The sequence below is a fragment of the Mesorhizobium sp. 43Arga genome, assembly GCF_053714255.1.
This window is the reverse complement of record NZ_JBSKBO010000001.1, coordinates 986,254-1,000,600: the sequence shown is the minus strand read 5'-3', so window position 1 is coordinate 1,000,600 and position 14,347 is coordinate 986,254. Positions and strand designations below refer to the sequence as shown.

Annotated in this window: 14 protein-coding genes; all 14 read left to right on the top strand. The window is 64.5% G+C overall.

The features are described 5' to 3' along the window. Window positions 1-2 precede the first annotated feature (2 nt). The 14 genes from ACWGS8_RS04960 (at window position 3) to ACWGS8_RS04895 (ending at window position 14,338) form a co-directional block, all read left to right on the top strand. The gene (locus ACWGS8_RS04960) at window positions 3-590 is read left to right on the top strand and encodes a MotE family protein (RefSeq protein WP_454579863.1); all 588 of its coding nucleotides are present in this window, start codon (window positions 3-5) and stop codon (window positions 588-590) included. Then, on the top strand, window positions 587-1,294 hold the full coding sequence (flgH, locus tag ACWGS8_RS04955) for a flagellar basal body L-ring protein FlgH (protein WP_454579862.1): 708 nt from the start codon (window positions 587-589) through the stop codon (window positions 1,292-1,294). The genes ACWGS8_RS04960 and flgH overlap by 4 nt, the downstream gene beginning before the upstream one ends. Before the next feature lie 20 nt (window positions 1,295-1,314). Next, window positions 1,315-1,809, top strand: a complete 495-nt coding sequence (locus ACWGS8_RS04950) for a flagellar basal body-associated FliL family protein (RefSeq protein WP_454579861.1) — start codon at window positions 1,315-1,317, stop codon at window positions 1,807-1,809. Further along, window positions 1,806-2,537, top strand: a complete 732-nt coding sequence (fliP, locus tag ACWGS8_RS04945) for a flagellar type III secretion system pore protein FliP (RefSeq protein WP_010911282.1) — start codon at window positions 1,806-1,808, stop codon at window positions 2,535-2,537. The genes ACWGS8_RS04950 and fliP overlap by 4 nt, the downstream gene beginning before the upstream one ends. A gap of 230 nt (window positions 2,538-2,767) precedes the next feature. Next, window positions 2,768-3,754, top strand: coding sequence for a flagellin N-terminal helical domain-containing protein (locus ACWGS8_RS04940; protein ID WP_454579860.1), 987 nt, complete (start codon window positions 2,768-2,770; stop codon window positions 3,752-3,754). Window positions 3,755-4,029: 275 nt separating this feature from the next. Further along, window positions 4,030-5,100 (top strand): flagellin N-terminal helical domain-containing protein, encoded by a 1,071-nt coding sequence (locus tag ACWGS8_RS04935; RefSeq protein ID WP_454579859.1) that lies wholly within the window; start codon window positions 4,030-4,032, stop codon window positions 5,098-5,100. Between the two features lie 131 nt (window positions 5,101-5,231). Next, window positions 5,232-6,881 (top strand): flagellar basal-body MS-ring/collar protein FliF, encoded by a 1,650-nt coding sequence (gene fliF, locus ACWGS8_RS04930; protein ID WP_454579858.1) that lies wholly within the window; start codon window positions 5,232-5,234, stop codon window positions 6,879-6,881. Between the two features lie 3 nt (window positions 6,882-6,884). Continuing rightward, on the top strand, window positions 6,885-7,505 hold the full coding sequence (locus tag ACWGS8_RS04925; RefSeq protein WP_454579857.1) for a hypothetical protein: 621 nt from the start codon (window positions 6,885-6,887) through the stop codon (window positions 7,503-7,505). Then, the gene (locus ACWGS8_RS04920) at window positions 7,502-8,866 is read left to right on the top strand and encodes a MotB family protein (protein WP_454579856.1); all 1,365 of its coding nucleotides are present in this window, start codon (window positions 7,502-7,504) and stop codon (window positions 8,864-8,866) included. Before ACWGS8_RS04925 ends, ACWGS8_RS04920 begins: the two co-directional genes overlap by 4 nt. After that, window positions 8,863-10,224, top strand: coding sequence for a chemotaxis protein MotC (locus ACWGS8_RS04915; RefSeq protein ID WP_454579855.1), 1,362 nt, complete (start codon window positions 8,863-8,865; stop codon window positions 10,222-10,224). The genes ACWGS8_RS04920 and ACWGS8_RS04915 overlap by 4 nt, the downstream gene beginning before the upstream one ends. Continuing rightward, entirely contained in the window at window positions 10,221-11,594 is a 1,374-nt protein-coding gene (fliK, locus tag ACWGS8_RS04910; protein ID WP_454579854.1) for a flagellar hook-length control protein FliK, read from the top strand. Before ACWGS8_RS04915 ends, fliK begins: the two co-directional genes overlap by 4 nt. Beyond that, window positions 11,524-12,111: a transglycosylase SLT domain-containing protein gene (locus ACWGS8_RS04905; RefSeq protein WP_454579853.1), complete on the top strand. Its 588-nt coding sequence runs from the start codon at window positions 11,524-11,526 to the stop codon at window positions 12,109-12,111. Before fliK ends, ACWGS8_RS04905 begins: the two co-directional genes overlap by 71 nt. Before the next feature lie 222 nt (window positions 12,112-12,333). Further along, window positions 12,334-13,002, top strand: coding sequence for a response regulator transcription factor (locus tag ACWGS8_RS04900; protein ID WP_202352825.1), 669 nt, complete (start codon window positions 12,334-12,336; stop codon window positions 13,000-13,002). A 79-nt stretch (window positions 13,003-13,081) separates the two neighbouring features. Further along, entirely contained in the window at window positions 13,082-14,338 is a 1,257-nt protein-coding gene (locus ACWGS8_RS04895) for a flagellar hook protein FlgE (RefSeq protein WP_454579852.1), read from the top strand. Window positions 14,339-14,347 lie beyond the last annotated feature (9 nt).

Below are 14,347 nucleotides of genomic sequence, written 5' to 3'. Positions count from 1 at the left end.
CGATGCCGATGATCCCCTCCCTCCCATCCCCCGAAAGACGCTCCTCCAGCGCCATCCTGTTGGCGGCCGCGGTTCTCGCGGCCATGGCCGTTGCCAGTGGCGGCGCACATGGCGAGGATGCCGTTCGCCAGGTTCTGCCCGGAGCACAGCCGCCGGTCGCGCCCCAGCAATTGACGCGGGAAAAGGCGCCGGATCAGAGCGAGATCGAGCGCTTCTGCTCCAACATCGCCGACGCCGCCCGCGACCGCCGCTATGCCTTGCAGGCCGAGGAACTGAAGCAACTGCAAGCCGGCATCGACGAGCGCATGAAAGCGCTGGACGCGAAAAAGGCCGAATACGAGACCTGGCTGAAGCGGCGCGAAGTGTTCCTTGCCCGGGCCGAGGACGGCGTCGTCAAGATCTATGCCGGCATGAAGCCCGATGCGGCGGCCGAACGACTGGCGATCGTCAACGCCGACCTGGCCGCGGCCATCCTGATGAAGCTCGATTCGCGCAAGGCCGGCGTCATTCTCAACGAAATGGACCAGAAGGCGGCGGCGACGCTCACCGGCATCATGGCCAGCGCAGCCCGAAGGGTAGATCCGTCATGATCCGCAGAACGCTCATCCTGTGCGCGGTGGCAGCGCTGTCCGGCTGCGGCACCAACCTGAGGGAAGTCGGCAAGGAGCCGTCGCTGTCGCCGGTCGGCTCAGGCATTGACGGCGGCAACACCTCTTCCCTGTACAAATACCCCGAGCCGCCTCGCGCGCCGGTGAAGAAGTTTTCGCTGTGGGACGATCGCCAGAGCCGCCTCTTCACCGATCCCCGGGCGCTCTCGCAGGGCGACATCCTGACCGTCAGGATCAAGATCAACGACCGCGCCAATTTCAAGAACCAGAACGACAGGAGCCGCACCGCCAACCGCAAGCTCGGCTTCGACCTCAGCGCGCAATGGGACAAGTGGAGCACCGCCGGCAAGGGTGCTGGCGCGCTCAACTCCGCCACGGACACGACGGCCGACGGTGAGATCAAACGATCGGAAACGCTTGAACTCAATGTCGCGGCGATCGTCACCGACGTCTTGCCGAACGGCAATCTGATGATCACTGGGTCGCAGGAAGTGCGCGTCAACGCCGAGCTCAGGGTGTTGACCATCGCCGGCATCGTTCGGCCGGCAGATATCGGCGCCGAAAACACGATCCCTTACGAACGCATAGCCGAAGCGCGCATTTCCTATGGCGGGCGCGGCCGCATCACCGAGATCCAGCAGCCGGCCTACGGCCAGCAGGTTCTCGACCAGGTTCTTCCGTTCTAGGAATTGGAGAACAAAGCGCCGTGGCCAATGTCGAACAACTCCAGCCTCGCAAGGGTCCATCCCTTGTGGTCCAGGGCGCCATGCTGCTGGTGGTAACGGCCGCCGCCATCGGCATGGGCTGGATGTCCGGCGGCTATCTCAAGGGCGCCGGGGCACCGTCATCGGTGCCGGTCGCACCTGAAAATGAGGGCAAGGTCACCGAACCCGCTGCCGCGCAACAGCCTGGCACGGGGCCGGCGCTTGTGGCGCTGGCGCCGATCACCACCAACATCGCCTCCCCCGCTGACACCTGGATCAGGATGGAAGTATCCGTGGTCTACGACACGCCGCAGCCGCCGGCGATGTCGGAAGACATCCATCAGGACCTCCTGGCCTACGTGCGGACGCTGAAGATGCATCAGATCGAGGGCGCCAGCGGTTACCAGCACCTGAAAGCCGATATCGAGGAACGAGCCTCGGTCCGCAGCCAGGGGCACGCCAAACAGGTTCTCATCAGGACATTGCTGCTCGAATGAAGAAGTTCCTTCTCGCCGCGGCGCTGATCGGCGCCGCCACCTCCGTCGCGGCGGCGCAGCAGCTGGACCTTGGCGGCATCGGCAAGGCCGACGGCGCCACCGTCGGCTACATCATCCAGATGTTCGGCCTGCTGACCGTACTGTCGGTGGCACCCGGGCTGCTGATCATGGTGACGAGCTTCACCCGCTTCGTCATCGCCTTCTCGATCCTGCGTGCCGGCATCGGCCTGCAGTCGACGCCGGCAAACCTCATCCTGATTTCGCTGTCGCTGTTCATGACCTTCTATGTCATGGCGCCGACCTTCGATCAGGCCTGGAACACCGGCGTCAAACCGCTGATGGACAACCAGATCAGCCAGACAGAGGCCTTCGAGAAGATCTCGGATCCGTTCCGCACCTTCATGCTGCACAATGTGCGCGACAAGGATTTCGACCTTTTCGCCGACCTCGCCCGCGAGCGCGGCCAGGTCGTTGCCAAGGAGACGGTCGACCTGCGCATCCTAGTGCCCGCCTTCATGATCTCCGAGATCCGCCGCGGCTTCGAGATCGGCTTCCTGATCGTGCTGCCCTTCCTGGTCATCGATCTGATCGTCGCCACCATCACCATGGCGATGGGCATGATGATGCTGCCGCCCACGGTGGTGTCGCTGCCGTTCAAGATCCTGTTCTTTGTCCTGATCGACGGCTGGAACCTGCTCGTCGGCAGCCTGGTGCGCTCCTTCACCTGACCCGGCCATCCCGCGTCTACCCGAGGACGGGCAGTACGCCGACATCGTCGATTTTTCCTCGAATTATTTTCGATTAACCGTCCGATTTAGTCCTTTGGTAGGAACTCGCCGCCATAGTCGCTCGCAGATGGCGGGTGATCTCTCGACGATCATTGGCATGATGCCGCTCCGTCATACCGGAAAAGCCGGTATGTCAAAAAAACACCTGTAAAAACAAGGTACGAGTAGCCATGGCCAGTATCATGACGAACAGCGCCGCATTGACGGCCCTGCAGAGCCTCAACGCCACCCAGAACAGCCTCTCCACCACCCAGTCCCGCATCTCGACGGGCTACCGCGTCTCCCAGGCTTCGGACAACGCCGCCTATTGGTCGATCGCCACCACGATGCGCTCCGACAACCAGGCCATGTCCACCGTTTCGGACTCGCTCGGCCTCGGCGCCTCGAAGGTCGACACCGCCTACACCGGCATGAACAGCGCGATCACCACCATCAACGCGATCCAGCAGAAGCTGACCGCGTCCTACGGTCAGACCGATGCCGCCAAGGAAAAGACCCAGGTCGAAATCGCCGCTCTTCAGCAGCAGCTGAAGGGTTACGCTGACTCCGCCACCTTCTCCGGCACCAACATGCTGTCGGTGTCCACCGCCACGGGCACGGCCGCCGACGTCCAGATCGTATCGGCCTTCAACCGCAGTTCCACCGGCGCTGTTTCGCTTTCGACGATCGATGTCAACGTGGAAAGCATCAAGCTCTATGACTCCGGCGCCGCGCCGACCGCCAAGGGCCTTCTGGATACGGCCCGCCTCGGCACCACTGGCGCTGCAACCACCACGGCACAGAACCCGACCCTTGGTGCCGCTCCCGCTGCCGGCGATACCTATTCGGTCGCCTCGCTGAAAATCTTCTCGGGTACCACGGCCGCCAGCGACGCTCAGATCTCGCAGATGATGACCGTCGTCGACGCCGCTCTCAAGGATATGACGACCGCCGCCACCAAGCTCGGCGCCGCCAAGAGCTCCATTGACCTGCAGAAGACCTTCACGCAGAGCCTGATGGACTCCATCGACCGCGGCGTCGGCCAGCTCGTCGATGCCGACATGAACAAGGAATCGACCCGCCTCCAGGCGCTGCAGGTTCAGCAGCAGCTTGGCGTCCAGGCGCTGTCGATCGCCAACGGCTCGTCGCAGTCGATCCTGTCGCTCTTCCGCGGCTGATCGCCCTAGACCGACCAATTAAGAAAAAGGGCCGCGCCAAAAGCGCGGCCCTTTTTGCGTTTGCTCCAGCCCCGCGCAACCCTCGTTCCTTAACCCTCGAAAGCGAGCCTTTAACAGGCCGTTAACCATAACGCGCTAGTCATGGTTAACCATAGCTTACAACGGATTGGCGAATCGGCCCGGTCGGGTCGACGGCAATCGATGGGCGGGCCAGCGGCTCGCGAGGGCAATGCCGGATTTGACAAAGACCGGCCTGGGAAAAAGGAGCGAGTTTCTTGGCGAGCATCATGACAAACGCTGCGGCGTTGACCGCACTTCAAAGCCTCAACGCCACCAACAAATCGCTTGAGCATACACAGTCGCGAATCTCGACGGGCTACAGGGTCTCCGAGGCCTCCGACAACGCCGCCTACTGGTCGATCGCCACGACGATGCGCTCCGACAACGCAGCCTTGTCCACGGTGCAGGATGCGCTCGGCCTCGGCGCCTCGAAAGTCGACACCGCCTATACCGGCATGAACAATGTTCTGACGTCGATCGGCCAGCTCAAGACCAAGCTGCTCTCCACCATTGGCCAGACGGCCGCGGCCAAGGCAAAGACGCAGACGGAAATCACCACGCTTCAGGCGCAGATGAAGTCCTTTGCCGACGCCGCCACCTTCTCGGGCTCGAACTACCTTTCGGTGACGTCAACGCAGGTCGCTGCCCCCAATGACGGCGTCCAAGCCAACGCCAAGATCGTCGCGTCCTTCAATCGTTCCTCCTCTGGCGCCATCTCGCTCGGAACGATCGACATCAACGTCGAGAGCACGAAACTGTTCGACAACGGTCTTGCCACCGCCGTCAAGAACCAGGGCACGCTCGACCGCAAGACTTCCGTATACGCGACAGCGGCCGCCCAGAACCTTTACGACACAGCCTATGCGGCTGCGATCGCCGGCGGTGGCACGGACATCGCCGCCAACACCGCTGGCCAGACAGCCGCGGGCGCAGTGGTCCCCAGGATCGACAACGTTTCCGCCTTCAATCTCGACATCACGACAGCGGGCGTGACCGACGACATCATCACCCAGATGATCGGCAAGATCGACAAGGTCATGAGCCAGCTGACCGACCAGGCCACTATCCTCGGCGCCGCCAAGAGCTCCATCGACCTGCAGAAGACCTTCACGCAGAGTCTGATGGACTCCATCGACCGCGGCGTCGGCCAGCTCGTCGATGCCGACATGAACAAGGAATCGACCCGCCTGCAGGCACTGCAGGTGCAGCAGCAGCTCGGCATACAGTCGCTATCGATCGCCAACAACTCCTCGCAGTCGATCCTGTCGCTGTTCAAGAACGGTTGATCCGGCCGTAGCTGGCAGACACTGCTCCTTCCAATTCACGGGCCGCGCCGCAAGCGCGGCCCGATTTCATTTTCGCACAAGCTTCGAGGGCTAGTGTTCCGGCGGACAATCATGCTGGGAGTCGCTCTATCGTGCCGGAACAGATCCAGAGCATCATCTCGAATCTCCGCGGTTTTGGTGTGAAGCGCCTCGCCATGCTGGCGGGCATCGCCGTTCTGGTGATGGGCGTCATCGGCATCGCCTCGGTCTACCTCAACCGCCCGGCCTACGACACGCTCTATGTCGGGCTCGACCGCGCCGACGTGAACCAGATCGGCCTGGTGCTGGGCGAGGCCGGCATCGGCTTCGACGTCGGCGCCGACGGAACCTCGGTTCTGGTGCCGGCAGGCACCACGGCGCAGGCGCGCATGCTGCTTGCCGAAAAGGGTCTGCCGACCAGCGCCAATGCCGGCTACGAGCTGTTCGACAATGTCGGCGCGATGGGCCTGACCTCGTTCATGCAGCAGATCACCCGCGTGCGGGCCCTCGAAGGCGAGATCGCCCGCACGATCCAGTCCATATCGGGCATCAAGGCGGCACGCGTTCACATCGTCATGTCCGAGCGCGCCAACTTCCGCCGCGACGAACAGCAGCCCTCGGCATCGGTGGTCATCCGCTATGCCGGTATCGACGCCGAGAAAAGCGCCCAGTCGATCCGCCATCTCGTCGCCGCCGCGGTGCCTGGCCTGTCGGCCGACAAGGTGACGGTGCTCGATTCCAACGGCAACCTGCTCGCCGCCGGCGATGATCCTTCCAACACCAGTGCTGCCCGCACGCTCGGCGTCGAGCAGACCGTTGAGGCACAGATCGGCGACAACATCCGCCGCGCGCTCACCCCCTATCTCGGGCCCGACAATTTCCGCGCCAGCGTCAAGGCCGAGGTCAACACCGACACCCGCCAGACCGAGGAGACGATCTTCGATCCGAATTCACGTGTCGAGCGCTCGGTGCAGTCGGTGCGCGCCAATGAGAACAGCAACCAGAAGCAGGCCTCGACCCCGGCCAGCGTCGAACAGAACCTGCCGGAGACCCAGGCGACCAGCACCGAGGGCCCGCAAACCACCTCGGCGAACGACCGCAAGGAAGAGATCACCAACTACGAGATCAACTCCAAGAAGATCGCCACCGTCTCCAACGGCTACACCGTCACCAAGATGTCGATCGCGGTCGTCGTCAACCAGGACCGGCTGAAGACGATCCTGGGCAAGGACGCGACACCGGAGCAGATCGCCAAGCGCGTCGCCGAGATCCAGAAGATGGTGACGTCGGCCACCGGCCTTGACGACAAGCGTGGCGACGTCATCGACGTCTCGGCGGTCGAATTCATCGACGGGCTGGACGGCGAGGCAATCCCCCAGGCTGGAATGCTGGATTCCATCGGCCAGCACGCCGGCACGCTGATCAACGCCAGTGCTTTCATCGTCGTGGTGTTCCTGGTGGCCTTCTTTGGCCTGCGGCCGATGGCGACGGCGCTGACGGCAAGAGCGACGCCCGCCTTGTCGGGCCCGAACTTCGACGAAGTCCAGCGGTCACTGCCGACACCTGAGGCAGCTGCTTCCGCCGACGCGGGTGCCGCCATCGGCGCCTTGCCCGGCTCGCGGCCTGGCGCCAATCCGCTCGATGATCTTCGCCAGAAGATCAGGCCGGCGCCACAGGAGCGGCTTGCCCGCATGGTCGACCTCAACGAGGAGCGCACCGCGCAGATCCTGCGCAAATGGGCGGCCCAGGAAGTCGCGGCGTAGACCATGGCCTCCGCAGCCCTTTTCGATCTTCTCCCTGATTTCGGCTCGCGCGCGCCGCGCGTCAGCCAGCCCCAGGCAGCGTCCGACCACAAGCCGGAAGCATCCGCACCACAGGCCGATATCGGCACGCTGATCGCCGAGGCGGTCGCCCAGGCGGAGGCAACGCTGGCGGAACGGCTCGTCGCTGCCCATGACGCGGCGCTGGAGGCGGAGCGCCAGGCGAATGCCGAGGAAGCGAGGGTTTTCCTCGAAAGCTTCGGCGGCGATATCGGCAAGGCGGTCTCGCTGCGCATCGACGCCATGGAGACGCGCGTGACGGACCTCGTCGCCGCCACCGTCGCCCGCATCATAGGCGGCGTCGTCAGCGACGATCTGCAGAAGCGCTCGCTCGAAGCGCTTGCCGGCGCGGTTCGCGAGGCCGTCGGCGATGGCGAAGCGGTGCGCATCGCCGTGCGCGGGCCACTGTCGCTGTTCGAAACGCTGAAGGCATCGCTTGGACCACGCATTGCAAATCTCGACTTCACCGAGGCGCCAGGTTTCGACCTGACCGTGACGATTGACGAGGCCGTGTTCGAGACACGCATTGCCGAATGGTCGGCGACCCTTTCCGAGGTCCTGTCATGAGTGTCGTCGACGCCGATCACGGCAGGCACGAGATCATCATCGTGCGGCGGGCACATGACGACCACGACGAGGGCCATCACGGCGGCGTTTGGAAGATCGCCTTTGCCGACTTCATGACCGCCATGATGTGCTTCTTCCTGGTGATGTGGCTGATCAACGCCGCCAACGAACAGACCAAGGCGGCCGTCGCCAGCTACTTCAACCCCGTCAAGCTCGTCGACCGTGAGTCGAGCCGCAAGGGCCTTGAGGACCTCGGCAATGGGCCACGCGCGGTCGGGCTGACGGCCGACGACCCACAGGAGGCAACAAAGAAGTCCGGACAGGACGGCATCGGCGCGGCCGGCTCATCCAACCGCAAGCAGGACAAGCAGGAGCCGAACAAGGCCGAGCAGTCCGACGATCATCTGTTCGCCGACCCCTACGCCGTGCTCTCCGAAATCGCCACCGACACCGGCGTCATGCAGAATGTCAGCCAGAAAGGCGATGGCGGTGCGCAAAGCGCCGGTCCGGCCACGGGCGCCTCGGGCGGCGCGTCCTATCGCGATCCTTTCGAGCCGGATTTCTGGTCGCAGCAGGTGGCCACGCCCGCCGCCGAGGCGAGTGCCCAGCGCCCCAAGATCGAGGGCGATCCGCTCAAGCCAGGCGACAAGGCCGCGGAGAGTCAGGTCGCCAAGGTTAAGGCCGTGCCGCCGGCGCCGCCCGTCAAGGATGCTCCGCTCGAGCCCCTGGCCGGAGACGGCAAGGACGCCGCCGCGACGATGGCCAAGGCCGGCGAAACCAAAGCCGGCGACGCCAAGACTGGAGACAGCAAGGCCGTGGCTGCCGCCAAGGCGGATACCGCAGGCGCCGCGCAAGAGACGACCCCGCCTGAAGCCGGGGAGAAGCCGCCGACCGCCGCTGCGGTTAAGGCCGCGGCCGACGTCAAGCGCCAGCTGGCCGATGCCTTCAAGCCCGGCGACAAGCTGCGCGACGGCGTTTCGGTCGAAGCCACCGACAAGGGCGTCGTCATCTCGATCACCGATCAGCTCGACTTCGGCATGTTCGAAGTCGGATCGGCGGTGCCCAGCCGCGAACTGGTCCTGGCGATGGAAAAGATCGGCCGCATCGTCAACAGCCAGAAGGGAACCATCAGCATCAACGGCCACACCGATGCGCGCCCCTTCCGCAGCGCCAGCTACGACAATTGGCGGCTGTCGACGGCGCGCGCGCATTCCGCCTACTACATGCTCGTGCGCGGCGGCGTCGACGAACGCCGCATCACCGAGGTCGCCGGCTTCGCCGACCGCCAGCCGAAGGATGCGACTGATCCGCTGTCGGCGGCCAACCGCCGCATCGAAATCCTGATGGCGACCGGCGGATGAAGAGGGCGGCGGTCACCAGCCGGCTGATGGGCCTGTTGCTGCTGGCAGCCGGATATCCGTCGGCCGGCTTCGCCCAGGATACGCTGCAGCCCTACCAACTGGTGCGCTCGCTGCAGCTGGTCCAGGACCGCATCGCCGCCGGCGATCACGCCGCGATGCCGATGCAGGCCAAGCTGCTCGAGATGATCGATATCCGGCTGCGCGAAGCGGATGCGGAGGACTTCAAGGACCCCAAGAATTTTCGCGCGCTCCTGGTCTACGGCATGAGCGGCGGCAATCCGGTGACCGTCGAGGCGGCGGTTTCTCGTGCCAAGTCCGTGGATGCCCAAGACCTCTCAATCGCCAAGGGCGTCGTAAACTATCTGGTTGGCCGGCCCGCCGGCGCAATCGAGGTCTTGAAGCCAATCGATCCTATGACACTGCCTAGCGACCTCGGCGCCTTTCTTGCCTTGGTCAAAGGATCGCTGATGGCGACGGACGACCCGGTGATGGCGCTGACGCTGCTCGACGAGGCCAAGCTTTTGAGCCCCGGCACACTGGTCGAGGAAGCGGCTTTGCGGCGCTCGGTTGGTATTGCCGTGGCGCAAGGTGACGCCGCTCGGTTCGCGCTTGTCTCCACCCAGTATGTCGAGCGCTATCTCTATTCGCCCTATGCCAGCCAGTTCGCGGATTCCTTCGTCTCCGGCGTCATCACGCTGCATATGTCGATCAGCCAGGGCAAGCTCGCCGACATCACCTCGATGATGGATCCCGAGCGCGAGAAGGTGATCTATCTGCGCATCGCCCGCCGCGCCGCGATCGACGGCCTCAGCGAATTGTCGGCCTTCGCCTCGGCGCGGGCCGAGCAGGGCCGCGACGGCAACACCAATCAGGGCGATCCGCGCGCGTTGCTCTACTCCAGCCTGTCCACCGTGACTTCCGGTACGATCGAGGATGTGCGCACCAAGCTCGGCAAGATCGACCGCAGCAAACTGTCGGACGGTGACCGTGCCCTGCTCGACGCCGCTCAGGCGATCGCCGGTGAGGTGGTGGCGCCGCCTGCATCCCTTCCGGCCGCGGCTCCTGCACCTCTTGCACCGCAGCCCAAACCTGAGGTCGCCGCCGCGCAGCCTGCCGACGAGGCCGGATTGCCGCCCGTCGAGGGTGCCGTCTCCGAACAGCCCGCCGCCTCGCCATCTGGCGGGGCCGCCGCACCGGGCGCACCGGCGCCTTCAACCGATTCCGCGACAGTGCTGCCGGCGGCGGCGCCGGCAAATTCTGCCGGTCCCGACGCGACCGATCCGACCGACGCAGCCATGATGAAAACCCGTCGACAGCTCGACCTGATCGATCAGATGCTAGGAGCCGCCCCGAAATGACCCCCAGCCTCGGCCCGGCCCTGCCAGGATTTACCGCCGCCCGCACGACGGAGCAGCCGGCCGCGACCGGCAAGAAGGATGATGCTGGTTTCGGCAAGATGGTGCATGGCGGCGCAGGCCACACGGAAAAGCAGCCGACGGCCGAACGCGGCGCCCGTGATCCGCGCTGGAGCAAGCTTGCCGCCGGCCTTGCGGCACAGGCAGGCGAGGACGAACCAATGCCGGCCGGCAAGGCGAGGACCACGCCCACCGGATCGACGGCAGCGAAATCCACGAAGGACGGCAAGGACGTCGGGGCGGACAAGGACGCCGATACCGAAACGCCGGGGGCCGACGCCACCGCAACGCCGCTCGACGATCACCTGCCTTTGCTGATGGCGTTTCATGACCTGCGCCATTTCTCGACAGCGGCCAAGTCAGCCGACGCAGGCGAGACCGGACAGGAACCAGCGCTCGACGGGCAGCTCCTGTCAAAAGCCTATCGGCCGACATCCGCCGCCGGGCACGACGACCTCGAACCGATGCCGAAGCCCGAGCGGCTCTCACTCGTCGACGGGCCGCTGACGAAGCTGGAGCCCGCCCGCGACGCAAGCGCCGGCCCAGGCGCGCCACGGCGTGACAATGCAATGGCCGCTAACCCGCTGCCGGAGACGACAACCGCCGAGGTGCCGGGCGTCGAGCCGAAGCAGGCGGCCCCGCACCTGAAGTCCATCGCCGACGTCCAGTCCTCCTTGCGGTCCGAGCCAGGAAAACCGCTCTCGGCCCAGGCCCGCGTCGACGTGGTTTCCGAGCGCAGCTTCCCTGCCCCGCCGCAGACGCCGATAAGCCAGGCAGCACTCAACGTAATCAACGCCGTAGCGGCCGATGTTGGCCCGCAGCAGGCGTTTTCGACAGCCTCCGCGACTACCCATATGGCCGGCTCTGTTGCCGTTCCGACACATGTGTTGAAGATCGAACTTCACCCGGCCGAACTGGGCATGGTCACCGCCCATCTTCGCCTCTCGGGAGAACAACTCTCGATTGAATTGAAGCCCGAAACACACGATGCCTACCGCCGGCTTTCCAGCGACAGCGAGGCAATCGTCAAGTCGCTGCGCGGGCTGGGCTTCGAGGTTGATAAGGTCACCATCATGCAACCGTCAGTGGCCGTTCCGGCTGCAACCCGGACCGATGCAACCGCCTCGCTCGCTGCCGCGCCTGGCCGCGACCAGTCCGCCTTTCAGCCGGGAAACTCCAGTGGCGGCGGCAGTGGAGCCGGCGGCCAGCAACCGGGCCAGCAGTCCGCAAGGGGTAATCATGATGACGCGCAAGCCCACGGCCGCGCCGCTTCGCCATCTCGCGAGCGCGCTGGCGGCGATATGTTTATCTAGCCTCGCCAACGCCGCCCTCGCCGCCACCAATCCCTGCGAGCCCGAGATCCTGCGCGCCGCCGACCGTTATGGCGTGCCCGCCGGCATCCTCTATGCCGTCGGCCTGGCCGAGACGGGCAGGAAAGGCAGCCTCCAGCCCAACGCCTTGAATATAGAAGGAAAAGCGATCTTTCCCAAGAGCCGGGCCGAAGCGCTTGCCACCTTCGCCAGCGCGCAGCGCGAGGGCAAGACGCTGATCGATCTCGGCTGCATGCAGATCAACCATCACTATCATTCCTCGCATTTCCGCAGCGTCGAGGACATGCTCGACCCGCGCCAGAACGTCGACTATGCGGCGCGTTTCCTGGCCGGTCTCCATGCCCGCCACGAGACCTGGTCCATGGCCGTCGCCCGCTACCATGCCGGCCCCGACAACGACCCGGCGCAGAAGGTCTATGTCTGCAGGGTGATCGCCAACATGGTTGCCACCGGTTTTGGCAAATGGACAACCAACGCCCGCGCCTTCTGCAACCCGTAAGCGTGTTTTCTGCTTCCAATACGCCAACCACGCTGCTTGGGTTGCCGCTTTGAACTTGCTCAGAACTTCCCGCCACAAGCATATCTGGCGGCACGCTAATGCAACCGGTGCGATTCCAGACTCCCAAGAAACTAGTTACAAGAAATGACGGTTGTTCAGGATTCCCGCCAACGGTTACGCCTTTTCCCACGGGGCAAATGTGCTGATTCGGAGGCGGGGCCGATGATCGTGATCGTTGACGAGCGAGAGCTCGTAACTGAGGGATACAATTCACTTTTTGATCGCGAGGGCGTCGCCTGCGCGGGCTTCGCGCCCAGCGAATTCGGCGAGTGGGTCAACTCGGCCGCCGACACCGACCTGCGGTCGGTGCGGGCCTTCCTGATCGGCGACTGCCGGGACGGCGCCATCTCTCCGCGCCAGATCCGCGACCGCACCGGCGCTCCGGTCATTGCGCTCAGCGAGCAGCATTCACTGGAAAACACGCTGCGGTTGTTCGAGAGCGGCGTCGACGATGTCATCCGCAAGCCCGTCCATATCAGAGAGATCCTGGCCCGCATCACCGCCATCCGCCGTCGCGCCCACGAGGATGTCGCCTACACCGAGATCGGCGCCATGCGCATCTTCATGGACGGCCGCGATCCCGAGATCGACGGCCAGCCGCTGCCCTTGCCGCGCCGGGAACGCCGCATCCTCGAATACCTGGCGAGCAACCGCGGCCGCCGCGTCACCAAGACCCAGGTCTTCAACGCCATCTACGGCATCTTCGACGAAGAGGTCGAGGAGAACGTGGTGGAGAGCCACATCAGCAAATTGCGCAAGAAGCTGCGTGAGAAGCTGGGCACCGACCCGATCGATTCCAAACGTTTCCTCGGCTACCGGCTCGTCTTCTGATGCCGCGCCGCGCCAGCCTCGCGCAAGACAGGACGCGTAGCCTCGCCGCCAGTGGCATGGATATTGCGGAGACATCTCGATGAGCCTCTACGGAATGATGCGGACCGGCGTTTCCGGCATGAACGCACAGGCCAACCGCCTGTCGACAACCGCCGACAACATCGCGAACTCCGACACCACCGGCTACAAGCGGTCCTCGGCCGAGTTCTCGACCCTGATCATGCCATCGACGGGCGGCGCCTATAATTCCGGCGGCGTCACCACCACGATCCGGCAGGCTGTCAGCGATCCGGGCGTACTGCAATACACGACCTCTGTCTCCGACCTCGCCGTCAGCGGCGATGGTTTCTTCGTCGTCCAGGATCCAAGCGGCACGCCTTTCCTGACCCGCGCCGGGGCCTTCGTTCCCGATGCACAGGGCAGGCTGGTCAACGCGGCCGGCTTCCAGCTGATGGCTTACAGCTACGCCAATGGCACGCCGGCGGCGACGGTGAACGGCTTCGAAGGTCTGCAGCCGGTCGTCATCTCCGACCAGGGCCTGACCGCGACGCCGAGCACCCTGGGTACTTACAGCGGCAATCTGCCGGCAGGGGCGACGCCGGTCGCCGCCGCCAACCTGCCCGGCGCCAACGCCGCCACCGCCCAGTACACCTCGAAATCGTCGATGGTCGCCTATGACAACCTCGGCAACAAGAAACTGCTCGACGTCTATTTCACCAATACGGGTACCGGCACCTGGCAGGTCGCGGTTTTCGATCAGTCGAAGGCGACGCCGGGAACATCGTTCCCCTACACTGGCGGCGCGCTCGGCACGGCCAACCTGACCTTCGACACCACGACCGGCAAGCTCACCGGCGCGCCCACCAGCGTTTCATTTACCGTGCCGGGCGGCGCGAGCCTCAATCTCGATCTGTCGAAGCTGACGCAGCTCGGCACCGGCTTCACCGTTTCCGACGCCCAGGTCAACGGCAACGCGCCCAGCACCATCGACAAGGTGCAGATCAGCAAGGACGGCACCATCTACGCTCAGTTCAAGGACGGCTCCACCAAGCCGCTCTACAAGATTCCACTGGCCGACGTGCAGAGCCCTGACCAACTCAAGGCCCTGCCCGGCAACGTCTATGCGCAAGGCACCGACTCCGGCGCGATCCGTGTCGGCTTTGCCAATGAAGGCAAGGCCGGTTCGATCATCTCCGGCGCACTCGAAAATTCCAACGTCGATATCGCCGAGGAATTGACCGACATGATCGCGGCGCAGCGCAGCTACACCGCCAATTCGAAAGTCTTCCAGACCGGTTCCGACCTGATGGACGTCCTCGTCAACCTGAAGAGATAAACCGGGCAT

Excerpts from the sequence above, each read along its gene's own strand:
- ACWGS8_RS04960 (WP_454579863.1), top strand. The coding sequence starts at position 3 with ATGCCGATGATCCCCTCCCTCCCATCCCCCGAAAGACGCTCCTCCAGC.
- flgH (WP_454579862.1), top strand. The coding sequence starts at position 587 with ATGATCCGCAGAACGCTCATCCTGTGCGCGGTGGCAGCGCTGTCCGGC.
- fliP (WP_010911282.1), top strand. The coding sequence starts at position 1,806 with ATGAAGAAGTTCCTTCTCGCCGCGGCGCTGATCGGCGCCGCCACCTCC.
- ACWGS8_RS04940 (WP_454579860.1), top strand. The coding sequence starts at position 2,768 with ATGGCCAGTATCATGACGAACAGCGCCGCATTGACGGCCCTGCAGAGC.
- ACWGS8_RS04925 (WP_454579857.1), top strand. The coding sequence starts at position 6,885 with ATGGCCTCCGCAGCCCTTTTCGATCTTCTCCCTGATTTCGGCTCGCGC.
- ACWGS8_RS04920 (WP_454579856.1), top strand. The coding sequence starts at position 7,502 with ATGAGTGTCGTCGACGCCGATCACGGCAGGCACGAGATCATCATCGTG.
- ACWGS8_RS04915 (WP_454579855.1), top strand. The coding sequence starts at position 8,863 with ATGAAGAGGGCGGCGGTCACCAGCCGGCTGATGGGCCTGTTGCTGCTG.
- fliK (WP_454579854.1), top strand. The coding sequence starts at position 10,221 with ATGACCCCCAGCCTCGGCCCGGCCCTGCCAGGATTTACCGCCGCCCGC.
- ACWGS8_RS04905 (WP_454579853.1), top strand. The coding sequence starts at position 11,524 with ATGACGCGCAAGCCCACGGCCGCGCCGCTTCGCCATCTCGCGAGCGCG.
- ACWGS8_RS04900 (WP_202352825.1), top strand. The coding sequence starts at position 12,334 with ATGATCGTGATCGTTGACGAGCGAGAGCTCGTAACTGAGGGATACAAT.
- ACWGS8_RS04895 (WP_454579852.1), top strand. The coding sequence starts at position 13,082 with ATGAGCCTCTACGGAATGATGCGGACCGGCGTTTCCGGCATGAACGCA.